Raw genomic sequence first — 13,059 nt, forward strand, 5'->3', positions numbered from 1 at the left:
GGGTGGCCGTCGCGTTCGGCCCCGCGGTCAGCCGGACTTCACCGGCCGGAACTTCTCGCCGCCGAGGACCCAGCGGCCGCGGCGCATCACCGCGACCAGGTCGTAGCTCGTGGAGTCGACCACGACCAGGTCGGCGAACTTGCCGGTCTCCAGCGAGCCGATCGAGTCGCTCAGGCCGAGCAGCCGGGCCGGGGTGGCGGACAGCGACTCGACGGTCTGGTTCAGGCTCAGTCCGTTGACGGTGACCGAGCGCTTGAAGGCCACGTCCAGGGTGAGGGTGGAGCCGGCGATCGCGCCGCCCTCGACCAGCCGGGCCACGCCGTCCTTGACCTCGACCTGGAGCGGGCCGAGCGGGTAGAGGCCGTCGCCCATGCCGGCCGCGCCCATCGCGTCGGTGATCAGTGCGACCCGGTTCGCGCCGGCGGTGCCGTAGGCGAGGTCCAGCACGGAGGGGTGCAGGTGCACGCCGTCGTTGATCAGCTCGACGGTGACCCGCTCGTCCTCCAGCAGCGCCACGATCGGGCCGGGGGCGCGGTGGGCGATGCCGGGCATGGCGTTGAACAGGTGGGTGGCGACGGTGGCGCCGGCCTCGATCGCCTCCAGGGTGGTGGCGTAGTCGGAGTCGGTGTGGCCGACGGCGGCGATCACGCCGAGGTCGGCGAGCATCCGCACCGAGTCCAGGCCGCCGGGCAGTTCGGGGGCCAGGGTGACCATCCTGGCGTGGCCGCGGGCGGCGTCGACCAGCTTGCGCACCAGCGCCGGGTCGGGGTCGCGCAGCAGGTCGGGGCGGTGGGCGCCGCAGCGGTTGTGCGAGATGAACGGGCCCTCGAAGTGGATGCCGGCCAGGACGCCGTCCTCGACGAGTTCGGAGAGGACGTGCGCCTGGCGGGCGACCTCGTCGATCTCGCCGGTGACGGTGGAGGCCACCGTGGTGGTGGTGCCGTGCTCCAGGTGGGTGCGGGCGGCCAACAGCGCCTCCTCGGCGATGCCGGAGGCGTACGAGGCGCCGCCGCCGCCGTGGACGTGCAGGTCGACGAAGCCGGGTACGACGGTGTACCCGGTCAGGTCGAGGTCGCCGGGTTCGGTGTCGCCGCCGAGGCCGGCGATGCGCTCGCCCTCGACGGAGACGCGGTCGCCCTCGACGACGCTGCCGGGCAGGACCAGTCGGGCGCCGGCCAGGGCAGTACGGTCACGGTCCGCGGTGGTCACGCGGTCACCTCCAGGGAGAGCAGATCCCAGGCGAGCAGGCCCGCGCCCAGGGATGCGGCGGTGTCTTTGAGCATGGCGGGTACGACCTTCGGGGGCATCTGGAAGGTCAGTCGCTCGGTGACCGCCGCTCGCAGCGGAGTGAAGAGCGTGTCGCCGGCCTCGGCCAGCCCGCCGCCGACGATCACCGTGGACGGGTCGAGCAGGCTCTGGGCCAGCACGATGCCGTCCGCCAGGGCGTCGACGGCCGACTGCCAGACCGCGAGGGCGCGGTCGTCCCCGGCGTCCACCGCGGCGGCGCAGGATGCCGCGTCGGCGTCGGGGTCGCCGCTGGCCTCGGCCCAGGCGCGGGAGACGGCGGAGGCGGAGGCCAGCGTCTCCAGACAGCCGCGGGCGCCGCAGCCGCACTGCGGTCCGCCCGGGCGGACCACGACGTGGCCGATCTCGCCGCCGTAGCCGTGCGCGCCGGACTCGATCCGGCCCTCGATGCCGATGGCGCCGGCGATGCCGGTGCCGAGGGCGACGAACAGGAAGCGGTCGACGCCGCGGCCGGCTCCGATCCGGCCCTCGGCCAGGCCGCCGGAGCGCACGTCGTGGCCGAGGGCCACCGGCATCGCGCCGCCGTCCGGTCCGGCCAGGCGCTCGCCGAGGAGCTTGCGCAGCGGGAGGTCCCGCCAACCGAGGTTGGCGGAGAAGACCGCGACGCCGTTCTTCTCGTCGATCGTGCCCGGGACGGCGACACCGGCCGCGAGCGGGGCCACGCCGAAGCGGCTGAGGCCCTCGGCCGCCAGGTCGGTGGCGAAGTCGAGGATGGCGGCGACGACGGCGTCCGTGCCGTGCTCCCGCCCGGTCGGTCGGCGTGCCTCGAACAGCACGGAGCCGTCCTGGGCGAGCAGCGCGGCCTTCATGCCGGTGCCGCCTACATCGAGTGCGATGACGTGCTTCACGGAGGACAGTTTCCCTTGGGCAGGCAGAAGAGGTCTAGTCCAGTTGTCGGATTGGTCTGGTCCATACTGGGTGAGCTTTGTCGCAGCTGCGGCGGTGTGCGGGGCTTTGCGCCGGGGCTTGCGGGGGGCGCGGCCAGGGCGCGGCGGGGTGTTTTGTTGCGCATTGTGCAATGACTCCGCGCACTTCGGTAACTCCTCGGGCGGGCCCGGTCGGCGGTGTGGACCAGTGGTCGGAGGGTTTGGCAGTGTTGCGCCTCCCCTGCCGGATTTCCCCCGTTCCGGCCGAAGTACATCCCCCCGAAGGCGGTACCCGCGTTGAACAGGCGCGTCGACGTTCCCACCCGTGTGCTCGGCGGTGCGCTGGCCGGAGCACTGGTCCTCACCGCGGCCACCGCCTGCGGTGGGCAGGACGACGGGCCGGTCACCCTCAGGCTGGTCGCCGCCGACTACGGGGAGAGCGCCGAGACCAACTCCCAGCACTACTGGGACGCGGTCGCCAGGGACTTCGAGGCGGCCAACCCCGGGATCAAGGTCAGCGTCGAGGTGGACAGCTGGACCGACATCGGCAAGAAGGTCGAGGACATGATCGCGGCCGGCAAGTCGCCGGACCTGCTCCAGACCGGCGGGTTCGCGGACCAGGTCGCGGCGGACCGGCTGTACCCGGCGTCCGACGTGCTCTCGGTGGAGACCCAGGCCAGGTTCCTGGAGACCTTCGCGCACGCCGGGCAGGTGCTCGGGACGCAGTACGGGATCCCGTTCGTCTCCTCGTCGCGGGTGCTCTTCTACAACAAGGCGATGTTCCGGCAGGCCGGGATCGCCCAGCCGCCGGCCACCTGGAACGAGCTGCGGCAGGACGCGGAGAAGATCAAGGCCAAGGTGCCGGGGGTGACCCCGTACGGGCTGCCGCTGGGGCCGGAGGAGGCACCCGCCGAATCGATGCTGTGGACGCTGAGCGGCGGCGGCAGCATCTCCGACGACGTCGGCAACTACACCATCGACAGCACCCAGAACCAGGCGACCTTCAGCTGGCTGAAGAGCAACCTGGTGGCCACCGGGCTGACGTACCCGGACCCGGGGAAGATGAACCGCACCCCGGTGTTCCAGGACTTCGCCGCCGGCAAGGTCGCGATGCTGAACGGGCACCCGACGCTGCTGCGGATGGCGACCGCCGGGAAGATCGACTTCGGGACGGCGCCGATCCCGAAGAAGGACGGCGTCGGACGGACCGGAAGCCTCGGGGTCGCGGACTGGATGATGGCGCTCAAGGCGAACGGGCACAAGAACGAGATCAAGAAGTTCCTGTCGTTCGTCTACGACAAGGACAACCAGCTGAAGTTCGACGAGCAGTACAACCTGCTGCCGGTCACCCAGGACGCCTTCGCCCAGATGTCCTCGGACCCGAAGCACGAGGACCTCAAGCAGTTCGCGGTCGGGCTGAGCAACGCGAGCTTCTACCCGTTCGGGGACCCGGCCTGGGGCGAGGTCAGCAACCGGATCAAGGCGGGCATCGGGCAGGCCGTGACGGGGGATCCGAAGCAGGTGCTCGACGGGCTGCAGGACGCGGCGGTGAAGGAAGCGGCGAAGGTCCGCAAGTAGGACCGGGGCGGCCCGGCCGCGACGGCGGCCGGGCCGGGGGCCGGCCCAGCCCCGGCCGGCCCTCAGGGGAGGGTGATGGCGTACGCCTTGCGGAGGGTCTCGTGGACCGTCCAGGTGGTGCGGTCGCCCTCGCGCAGGACCGCGCAGTCGCCGGGGCCGACCTCCAGGGTCGGGCCGCCCTCGACCTCGATGGTGGCCCGGCCGCTGAGCACCACGAACATCTCGTCGGCCTCGACGTCCGTCACCACGCCGGGGGTGATCTGCCAGAGGCCGCGCAGGTGGCGGCCGTCGTCGGACAGCACCCTGCCGGTGACCTCGGGGGTGCCGGAGACGATCTGGGACGGGTCGAGCGGATCGGGTTCGAGCTCGGCGGTGGGGACGTGCAGGGCGAAGCTGGGCGTGGTCATGGGGCGACGGTAACGGGTGGGGCCGGCCGGAGGGGCGAGCAGTGTGTGTCGGGGACGGGCGGGAGAATGACACTCCGTAGTGGTGAGCGGAGGTGTGCGCGGTGGGCGAGCTGAGTGAGCGGGAACGGGCGGTGCTGGCGCTGGAGGGGCGGCAGTGGCGGACGGCCGGGGCGAAGGAACGGGCGGTCCGGGAGGAGCTGGGGATCTCGCCCACGCGGTACTACCAGGTGCTGAACGCCCTGCTGGACCGGGAGGAGGCGCTGGCGCACGCGCCGGTGCTGGTGAACCGGCTGCGGCGGGTCCGGGAGGCGCGGCGGGGGGCGCGTTGACGGTGGCGGCGTCCGTGGGGCGGGGTGCGGAGGCGCGGGGTCCGGGGTAGGGCTTCGGTATGGGTTTCGAAGAGATGTTTGTGCCGGGGACCGGGATCGGGCGGGACGGGGTGCGGGCCATCCTGGCGGCGCCCGGGGACGCCGTGATCGGGTTGGACTTCGACGGGACGTTGGCGCCGATCGTGGCGGATCCGGAGCGGGCGCGGGCGCATCCGGGCGTGGTGGGGGCGCTGCGGCGGCTGGGCCCGGTGGTGGGAGCCGTGGTGGTGGTGACGGGCAGGCCCGCCGGGGTGGCGGCGGAGTACGGGGGGTTCGCGGAGGTTCCGGGCGTGGTGGTGCTGGGGCACTACGGGGCCGAGCGGTGGGAGGACGGGAAGCTGACGGCACCGGAGGTCCATCCGGGGGTGGCCCGGGTGCGGGCGGCGCTGCCGGGGGTGCTGGAGCGGGTGGGGGCGCCCGAGGGGACGTGGGTGGAGGACAAGGGGCGCTCGGTGGCCGTGCACACCCGGCGGACGGCGGTGCCCGAGGAGGCGTTGGAGCTGCTGCGGGCGCCGGTGGGGGAGCTGGCGGCCGAGCACGGGCTGGTGGTGGAGCCCGGGCGGCTGGTGCTGGAGCTGCGGCCGCCGGGGGTGGACAAGGGCGCGGCGCTGACCGGCTTCCTGCGGGAGCGGGGGGCCCGTTCGGTGCTCTACGCGGGGGACGACCTGGGGGACGTGGCGGCCTTCGCCGCGGTGGAGGAGCTCCGCGGCGAGGGCCTGGCCGGGGTGCTGGTGTGCGCCGGCGCGGTGGGGGACGCGCCGGTGCGGGAGCTGGCCGACCGGGCGGACCTGGTCGTGGGCGGGCCGGAGGGCGTGGTGGAGCTGTTGGAGGCCCTGGGGGAGGCGCTCACAGCGCGTTGAGCTGGTCCAGGAACCACTGTTGCGGGGGGAGCGCGGTGGCCGCCGCCGTCAGGCGCTTGGTGCGGTCGGCGCGCTCCTCCGGGCTCATGACGAGGCCGGTGTGGAGGGCCTCGGCCGTGGCGATGACGTCGTACGGGTTGACGGTGAGGGCGTCGTCTCCGAGTTCGGTGTGGGCGCCGGCCTCGCGGGAGAGCACGAGGGCGCAGCCGCGGTCGGAGACCACCGGGACTTCCTTGGCGACCAGGTTCATGCCGTCGCGGATGGGGTTGACCAGGGCGACGTCGGCCAGGCGGTAGGCGGCGAGGGAACGCGGGAAGTCGTCGTCGACGTGGAGGATCAGGGGCTGCCAGGTGGGGGTGGCGAACTCGGCGTTGACGGCCTCGGCGAGCTCCTGGACCCGGGCGGTGTAGGCGCGGTACTCGGCGAGGTCGGTGCGGGAGGGGTAGGCGAAGGCGATGTGCACCACCCGGTCGTGCCACTCGGGGCGGGTGCGGAGCAGGTGCCGGTAGGCCTCGAGGCCGCGGACGATGTTCTTGCTCAGCTCGGTGCGGTCCACCCGGACGATGGTGCGGCGGTCGCCGACGGCCTCGCGCAGGGCCGCGAGGCGCTCGTCGACGTCGGGGCGGTGGGCGCGTTCGCGCAGGAAGTCGGCGTCGGCGCCGAGGGCGTGGACGCCCAGGGCGGTGGTGCGGCGGTCGTGGGTGACGGTGAGCGCGTCGTGGTCGACGTCCGCGCCGAGGAGGTCCTCGCAGCAGGCGGCGAAGGCGCGGGCCCAGCGCTCGGTCAGGAAGCCGGCCCGGTCGGCGCCCAGGATGCCGGTGAGGACGGCCCGGGCGACGTCGTCGGGCAGCAGCCGGTAGTACTCGGGCGGGGCCCAGGGGGTGTGCGAGAAGTGGCCGATCCGCAGGTCGGGGCGGGCCGCGCGGAGCAGGGCCGGGACCAGGGAGAGGTGGTAGTCCTGGACGAGGACCGCGGCGCCCGGGGCCGCTTCGGCGGCGAGGGCTTCGGCGAAGGCCTCGTTGTAGGCCCGGTAGGCGGCCCACTCGGTGCGGAAGCCGGCGTCGAAGGAGGGCGCGGTCGGGGTCGCGTAGAGCAGGTGGTGGACGAACCACAGGGTGGAGTTGGCGACGCCGTTGTAGGCGCGGGCGAAGGTCCGCGGGTCGATGTCCAGCATCCGGACGGCCTGGCCGCCGACCTCGTGGCCGGCCAGGTCGAGGCGGCCGTGCGGCGCCTCGGCGGCGGCTCTGCGGTCGGAGTCGTTGAGGGCCGCGCACACCCAGACGGCGTTCGGGTCCCCGATGGCGGAGAGGCCGGAGACCAGGCCGCCGCCGCCCCGGCGCAGGGTCAGCGTGCCGTCGTCGGCGGTGCCGAAGGACACCGGCCCCCGGTTGGAGGCGACCAGGACGGGGGCGGTGCCGGTCGCGCTCGAACGGTTGGTCGTGAGATCGCCCATGGTTGGGATGTTGCCGGGGGTTCGGGGTGGCAAACCCCGTCGGGGCCCCTCAGTGCCGGGTCGCGTATTCGGGGACGGTGTGCATCGGGGGGCGTTCCAGGGCGATCACCGGGTGGGTGTGGGCGGTGAAGGCGCGCGTCTCCGGGTCGCGGGTGAACTGGGTGAGGTGGGGGTGGACGAGGTCGGCGGAGGCCTTGAGGCGGTGGGTGCGGTCGAGGCGTTCCAGGGCGGTCCGGTAGATGGTGGCGGCCATCCGGCCGAGGGCCTGGCCGTCCTGGTGGCGGTGGTGCCGGACGCCGACGTCCACCTGGGCCAGGGCGTCCAGGCCGGCCAGTTCCAGGGCGTCGACCAGCAGGCCGAGTTCGACGCCGTAGCCGGTGGGGAAGGGCAGCCGTTCGAGCAGTGAGCGGCGGGCCGCGTACTCGCCGCCGAGCGGCTGGACGAAACCGGCGAGTTCCGGCCAGTGGAGGTTGAGCAGGGGGCGGGCGACGAGTTCGGTGACCCGGCCGCCGCCGGCGGGCAGGACGGCGCCCTCCGACTCCAGCGGGCGGTCGTACATGGCCTTGACCAGCTGGATGGACTCGTCGGTGAGCAGCGGGCCGACGATGCCCGAGACGAGGGCCGGGTCGAACTCGCGCAGGTCCGCGTCCACGAAGCAGACGATGTCGCCGTGGGTGACCAGCAGCGACCGCCAGAGCACCTCGCCCTTGCCGGGGACGGCGGGCAGCCGGGGCAGCACGGCGTCGCGGTGCTCGACCCGGGCGCCGGCCTCGGCGGCGACGGCGGCGGTGGCGTCGGTGGAGCCGGAGTCGACGACGACGAGTTCGTCGACGAGCGGGAGCCGCTCCATCAGCTCGCGGCGGATGGTGCGGACGATGTCGCCGACGGTGGCCTCCTCGTCCAGGGCGGGGAGGACGACGCTGACGGTGCGGCCGGTGCGCTCCTTGGCCGCGAGGAGGGTGCGCACCGGCCGGTCGGCCGCGCTCCAGGAGCGGCGGCGGAGCCAGGACGCCGCCTGCGGGAGGAGCTCGGGGGTCGGTTCGGCGGGCACGGAGTTCTCCTCGGCGGGGTCGGTGGGACAGGCCATCTCGCGTGGCGGACGGTCCCGTTCAGGATTGACGCCTTCGGATACAGTCTTCGTACAGCGGTCGGACCTTTGCACGCCGGGGTCTCCGTTGAGCACCACCACAATTTCACAAGCTCATCCAGAGGGACTGAGGGAACGGCCCGTTGACGTCCCGGCAACCTTCTCGCGCGGCCGTCGACGACAGGCCCCGGCGGGACAGGTGCCAATTCCGGCCCGTGTCGCGACCGCGACCCGGGGAAGATGAGGAGAGAGGCCTCGCCATCATGGCTACCACTGGGACGACCCTTTCCGGCACCACACCGGTTTCCGTCGACCTCGGCCCCGCCGCCGCGCTGTCCTGTCGCGAGTGCGGCACCCGCTTCCCGCTCGGCCCCAGCTTCGCCTGCCTGGAGTGCTTCGGCCCGCTGGAGATCGCCTACGAGTTCGGCAGCGAGGGCGCCGAGGAGCTGCGCAAGCGGATCGAGGCCGGTCCGGCGTCCATCTGGCGGTACGCGCCGCTGCTGCCGGTTCCGGCCGACGTCGCGTCGAAGCCCAACCTGAACCCGGGGTGGACCCCGCTGGTGAAGGCGGACAACCTGGGCCGGGAGCTCGGGTTCACCGCCCAGCTGCACATCAAGGACGACTCCGGGAACCCGACCCACTCGTTCAAGGACCGCGTGGTCGCCTGCGCGATCGAGGCGGCCCGGGCGTTCGGGTACACCACGCTGTCCTGCTCCTCCACCGGCAACCTGGCCGGCGCGGTGGGTGCGGCGGCGGCCCGGGCCGGGTTCCGGTCCTGCGTGTTCATCCCGCACGACCTGGAGCAGGGCAAGGTCGTCATGGCCGGGGTGTACGGCGGCGAGCTGGTCGGCATCGAGGGCAACTACGACGACGTGAACCGCTTCTGCTCGGAGCTGATCGGCGACCCGGCCGGCGAGGGCTGGGGCTTCGTCAACGTGAACCTGCGGCCGTACTACGGCGAGGGCTCCAAGACGCTGGCGTACGAGATCTGCGAGCAGCTCGGCTGGCGGCTGCCGGAGCAGATCGTCATCCCGATCGCCTCGGGCTCGCAGCTGACGAAGATCGACAAGGGCCTCCAGGAGCTGATCAAGCTCGGCCTGGTCGAGAACCGGCCGTACCGGATCTTCGGGGCCCAGGCCGAGGGCTGCTCGCCGGTGTCGGCCGCGTTCAAGGCCGGCCGGGACGTGATCAAGCCGGTCAAGCCGAACACCATCGCCAAGTCGCTGGCGATCGGCAACCCGGCCGACGGCCCGTACGTGCTGGACATCGCCCGCCGCACCGGCGGCGCGGTGGAGGACGTCACGGACGCCGAGGTCGTGGCGGCGATCAGGCTGCTGGCGCGGACCGAGGGCGTCTTCGCCGAGACCGCGGGCGGCGTGACCGTCGGCGTGCTGAAGAAGCTGGTCGAGACCGGGCAGCTGGATCCGGCCAAGGAGACCGTCGCGATCAACACCGGCGACGGCCTGAAGACCCTGGACGCCGTCTCCGACGCCGGGATGACCGCCGTCATCCGCCCGACGCTGGACTCGTTCCGCGCCGCCGGCCTCGTGTCCGCCTGAACCACCCCGGAACCACCCCAGCAAGGCCAGCCCCCGCAAGGAGAGTCATGAGCGCCAACGTCCGCATTCCCACCATCCTGCGCACCTACACCGGCGGCGCCGCCGAGGTGACCGCCGAGGGCGCCACCCTGGCCGAGGTCGTCGCCGACCTGGAGAAGAACCACGCGGGCATCTCGGCCCGCATCCTGGACGACACCGGCAAGCTGCGCCGCTTCGTGAACGTCTACGTGAACGACGACGACGTGCGCTTCGCCGAGGGCCTGGCGACCGAGATCGGGGACGGCGCCAGCGTCTCGATCATCCCGGCGGTGGCCGGCGGCTGCTGAGCCGTTCCCGAGTAGCCCGCGGTCGCCCGCGCGTACGGAATTCCGTTCCCCGTATGCGCGGGCGACCGCTCGCATTCCGGCTGGAATATTTCCGGGTCGAGTCGGAGTAGAGTGTGGCTCGGCTGGGAACAGGGTTTCCCTTTCGGCCCCCGCAGTGCTCGGCCCGGGGGCGCCCGGCCGTGGGGCGCGGCCCGGGAAACATGTCAGGCAGATGTCAGAATTCCCGCGATCATTTGGGTAATTCGTCCGCTATGTCCGGCGTGGAATGCCGAGATTATTCCGGTTCGGCCCGGCCTGTCCCTTGACGCCCCGGCGGAATTACCGGTGGCTGACCCTGTTGCAGAGGGCGTCGATCCGGATACATTCAGCGGCGGTCGACGCAATCAGCCGCCCGCCGGAAGCCGCCTGGCGTCCTGCACGGAGGGTTGCGGCGTGCACGGCTGCGCCCAGGGGGGGTTCCCCGGGCCGGCCTTCAACCAACCCGGGCCCGCGACCTGCGGGCGCGTGAAGGGCCAGCACAGCACTAGGGGAGTTCGGAATGGCTCAGGGCACCGTCAAGTGGTTCAACGCGGAGAAGGGCTACGGCTTCATCGCGGTCGACGGTGGTGCGGACGTCTTCGTCCACTACAGCGCGATCCAGATGGACGGCTACCGCACCCTCGAGGAGGGCCAGCGGGTCGAGTTCGAGATCTCTCAGGGACAGAAGGGCCCGCAGGCGGACATGGTCCGCGCCGCGGTCTGACCCCTTCCGGCTCCAGGAGCTCGGCGCGGCCCTACGGCTGGTGACCACTCGCTTCTCGACGGGCCCGTGCGACACGCGTCGTACGGGCCCGTCGGCGTTCCCCCAAAGCCCCTCGCGGCGGCTCGCGGATCGCCGATTGGGCTTGCACTCGACCCAGGGGAGTGCTAATCATTGGCGTTAGCACTCACAGTGTGAGAGTGACAGCGGACCGGGTCGGTGAGGCCCCCGGGAGCGGAGGGGAATGAACCTCCGCACACCAGGGCCGTCCGTCGCGGGCACCCCTTGGTCCGAGCAGTCGACCGTGTCCCGGAGGACCACTTCTGATGGCCAAGATCATCGCCTTTGATGAGGAAGCTCGCCGCGGCCTTGAGCGTGGCATGAACCAGCTCGCCGACGCGGTGAAGGTCACGCTCGGCCCCAAGGGCCGCAACGTCGTGCTGGAGAAGAAGTGGGGCGCCCCCACGATCACCAACGACGGTGTCTCCATCGCCAAGGAGATCGAGCTCGAGGACCCGTACGAGAAGATCGGTGCGGAGCTCGTCAAGGAGGTCGCCAAGAAGACGGACGACGTCGCGGGTGACGGCACCACCACCGCCACCGTGCTCGCCCAGGCCCTGGTTCGCGAGGGTCTGCGCAACGTCGCCGCCGGCGCCAACCCGATGGCCCTGAAGCGCGGCATCGAGAAGGCCGTCGCGGCCGTCTCCGACCAGCTGCTGGCCCAGGCCAAGGACGTGGAGACCAAGGAGCAGATCGCCTCCACCGCCTCCATCTCCGCCGCTGACACCCAGATCGGCGAGCTGATCGCCGAGGCCATGGACAAGGTCGGCAAGGAAGGCGTCATCACCGTCGAGGAGAGCAACACCTTCGGTCTGGAGCTCGAGCTCACCGAGGGCATGCGCTTCGACAAGGGCTACATCTCCGCCTACTTCGCCACCGACCTGGAGCGCATGGAGGCGACGTTCGAGGACCCGTACATCCTCATCGCCAACTCCAAGATCGGCTCGGTCAAGGACCTGCTCCCGCTGCTGGAGAAGGTCATGCAGAGCGGCAAGCCGCTCGTCATCATCGCCGAGGACGTCGAGGGCGAGGCCCTGTCGACCCTGGTCGTGAACAAGATCCGTGGCACCTTCAAGTCCGTCGCCGTCAAGGCCCCGGGCTTCGGTGACCGCCGCAAGGCCATGCTCGGCGACATCGCCATCCTCACCGGTGGCACCGTCATCTCCGAGGAGGTCGGCCTCAAGCTGGAGAACGCCGGCATCGACCTGCTGGGCACCGCCCGCAAGGTGGTCATCACCAAGGACGAGACCACCATCGTCGACGGCGGCGGCGACAGCGAGCAGGTCGCGGGCCGCGTGAACCAGATCCGCGCCGAGATCGAGAACAGCGACTCGGACTACGACCGCGAGAAGCTCCAGGAGCGCCTCGCCAAGCTGGCCGGCGGCGTGGCCGTCATCAAGGCCGGCGCGGCCACCGAGGTGGAGCTCAAGGAGCGCAAGCACCGCATCGAGGACGCCGTCCGCAACGCCAAGGCCGCCGTCGAGGAGGGCATCGTCGCCGGTGGTGGCGTCGCCCTGCTGCAGGCCGGTGTCGCGTTCGACAAGCTGGAGCTGGACGGCGACGAGGCCACCGGTGCCAACATCGTCAAGGTCGCGCTGGAGGCCCCGATCAAGCAGATCGCGACCAACGCCGGCCTGGAGGGTGGCGTCGTGGTGGAGAAGGTGCGCAACCTCCCCGCCGGTCACGGCCTGAACGCCGCCACCAACGAGTACGTCGACCTGGTCGCCGAGGGCATCATCGACCCGGCCAAGGTCACCCGCTCCGCGCTGCAGAACGCCGCCTCCATCGCGGCGCTGTTCCTCACCACCGAGGCCGTCATCGCCGACAAGCCGGAGAAGGCCGCCGCGGCCGCCGGCGGCGGCATGCCGGGCGGTGACATGGACTTCTGATCCTGATCGGGTTCCCGGTCGGATCGGCTGATCCTCGTCCGCGTGGGCGGTTCCCTTCGGGGGGCCGCCCACGCGGCGTTTCGGCGTTCGGGCGCGGCGGCGGAGAATGGACGGATGGCTGCTGACGACATCGAGACCGCCCTGCACAACGCGCGGGCACTGATCCTGGCCGACCTCACCGCGCGGGACGTGGCGGACGCCGCCGTCGTCTCGCTGGTGGAGCAGGCCGTCACCCACCGCCGCTGGTGGCTGGAGCAGTGGCCGGACGGCACCGAGTACGTGCTCGGGCTGGTCGCCCAGGACGTCCAGGACGCGCTGCTGGAGGCGTACGGGCGCTGGCCGCTGTGCGAGGACTGCGCGGCCGAGGGCGACCCGCACGCGCTGGGCGTGGAGCCCGAGCTCGGGCCGGAGCCGCACTGGGTCTGCGGCAAGCGGGGCGCCGTGGTGGCGCCGGTGGGGAAGCTCGTCTAGAAGTCTGATGAAGATGTTGGGTTCTGGCCCCACTGCGTGAGCGGTGGGGCCAGACTCGTTTCGTGGCGATGGGGGAATGGGCCGGGGAGCT

General features: G+C 72.1%; 13 protein-coding genes and 1 riboswitch. Of the genes, 8 read left to right on the forward strand and 5 right to left on the reverse strand.

Annotated features, from left to right (window positions below):
- Positions 1-27: 27 nt before the first annotated feature.
- Together nagA and AB0E96_RS15255 are read right to left on the reverse strand one after the other, a co-directional pair.
- Positions 28-1,209, reverse strand: a complete 1,182-nt coding sequence (nagA, locus tag AB0E96_RS15250) for an N-acetylglucosamine-6-phosphate deacetylase (protein WP_359823214.1) — start codon at positions 1,207-1,209, stop codon at positions 28-30.
- Positions 1,206-2,153 carry an ROK family protein gene (locus AB0E96_RS15255; RefSeq protein ID WP_359823217.1) on the reverse strand — a complete coding sequence of 316 codons (948 nt, stop codon included), beginning with the start codon at positions 2,151-2,153 and terminating at the stop codon, positions 1,206-1,208. The genes nagA and AB0E96_RS15255 overlap by 4 nt, the downstream gene beginning before the upstream one ends.
- A 315-nt stretch (positions 2,154-2,468) precedes the next feature.
- Here AB0E96_RS15255 and AB0E96_RS15260 point away from each other — a divergent pair, with 315 nt between their 5' ends.
- Positions 2,469-3,749 (forward strand): extracellular solute-binding protein, encoded by a 1,281-nt coding sequence (locus AB0E96_RS15260; protein WP_359823220.1) that lies wholly within the window; start codon positions 2,469-2,471, stop codon positions 3,747-3,749.
- 62 nt (positions 3,750-3,811) lie between these two features.
- Here AB0E96_RS15260 and AB0E96_RS15265 read toward each other — a convergent pair whose 3' ends face one another.
- Positions 3,812-4,156 carry a cupin domain-containing protein gene (locus AB0E96_RS15265; RefSeq protein WP_359823223.1) on the reverse strand — a complete coding sequence of 115 codons (345 nt, stop codon included), beginning with the start codon at positions 4,154-4,156 and terminating at the stop codon, positions 3,812-3,814.
- Positions 4,157-4,257: 101 nt separating this feature from the next.
- Here AB0E96_RS15265 and AB0E96_RS15270 point away from each other — a divergent pair, with 101 nt between their 5' ends.
- Together AB0E96_RS15270 and otsB are read left to right on the forward strand one after the other, a co-directional pair.
- Positions 4,258-4,485 carry a DUF3263 domain-containing protein gene (locus AB0E96_RS15270; protein ID WP_359823226.1) on the forward strand — a complete coding sequence of 76 codons (228 nt, stop codon included), beginning with the start codon at positions 4,258-4,260 and terminating at the stop codon, positions 4,483-4,485.
- Positions 4,486-4,559: 74 nt separating this feature from the next.
- Entirely contained in the window at positions 4,560-5,384 is an 825-nt protein-coding gene (otsB, locus tag AB0E96_RS15275) for a trehalose-phosphatase (protein WP_359823244.1), read from the forward strand.
- Here otsB and AB0E96_RS15280 read toward each other — a convergent pair.
- Both AB0E96_RS15280 and AB0E96_RS15285 read right to left on the reverse strand, forming a co-directional pair.
- Positions 5,371-6,837 carry a trehalose-6-phosphate synthase gene (locus tag AB0E96_RS15280; RefSeq protein WP_359823229.1) on the reverse strand — a complete coding sequence of 489 codons (1,467 nt, stop codon included), beginning with the start codon at positions 6,835-6,837 and terminating at the stop codon, positions 5,371-5,373. The two genes, otsB and AB0E96_RS15280, sit on opposite strands and share 14 nt — an antisense overlap.
- Before the next feature lie 49 nt (positions 6,838-6,886).
- Positions 6,887-7,888 carry a glucosyl-3-phosphoglycerate synthase gene (locus tag AB0E96_RS15285; RefSeq protein ID WP_359823232.1) on the reverse strand — a complete coding sequence of 334 codons (1,002 nt, stop codon included), beginning with the start codon at positions 7,886-7,888 and terminating at the stop codon, positions 6,887-6,889.
- A 147-nt stretch (positions 7,889-8,035) separates the two neighbouring features.
- Positions 8,036-8,171, forward strand: a riboswitch (SAM riboswitch).
- A 16-nt stretch (positions 8,172-8,187) separates the two neighbouring features.
- Between AB0E96_RS15285 and thrC the strand changes: the two genes are divergently transcribed.
- The 5 genes from thrC (at position 8,188) to AB0E96_RS15310 (ending at position 12,968) form a co-directional block, all read left to right on the forward strand.
- On the forward strand, positions 8,188-9,483 hold the full coding sequence (gene thrC / locus AB0E96_RS15290; protein ID WP_359823235.1) for a threonine synthase: 1,296 nt from the start codon (positions 8,188-8,190) through the stop codon (positions 9,481-9,483).
- Positions 9,484-9,530: 47 nt separating this feature from the next.
- Positions 9,531-9,809, forward strand: a complete 279-nt coding sequence (locus AB0E96_RS15295; RefSeq protein ID WP_359823238.1) for a MoaD/ThiS family protein — start codon at positions 9,531-9,533, stop codon at positions 9,807-9,809.
- 538 nt (positions 9,810-10,347) lie between these two features.
- Entirely contained in the window at positions 10,348-10,551 is a 204-nt protein-coding gene (locus tag AB0E96_RS15300; protein ID WP_030289665.1) for a cold-shock protein, read from the forward strand.
- 323 nt (positions 10,552-10,874) lie between these two features.
- On the forward strand, positions 10,875-12,497 hold the full coding sequence (gene groL / locus AB0E96_RS15305; RefSeq protein WP_270144962.1) for a chaperonin GroEL: 1,623 nt from the start codon (positions 10,875-10,877) through the stop codon (positions 12,495-12,497).
- Between the two features lie 114 nt (positions 12,498-12,611).
- Positions 12,612-12,968 carry a hypothetical protein gene (locus AB0E96_RS15310; RefSeq protein ID WP_359823240.1) on the forward strand — a complete coding sequence of 119 codons (357 nt, stop codon included), beginning with the start codon at positions 12,612-12,614 and terminating at the stop codon, positions 12,966-12,968.
- Positions 12,969-13,059 lie beyond the last annotated feature (91 nt).

The sequence above is a fragment of the Kitasatospora sp. NPDC036755 genome, from assembly GCF_040636595.1.
In the GTDB taxonomy this organism is placed as follows: Bacteria; Actinomycetota; Actinomycetes; order Streptomycetales; family Streptomycetaceae; genus Kitasatospora.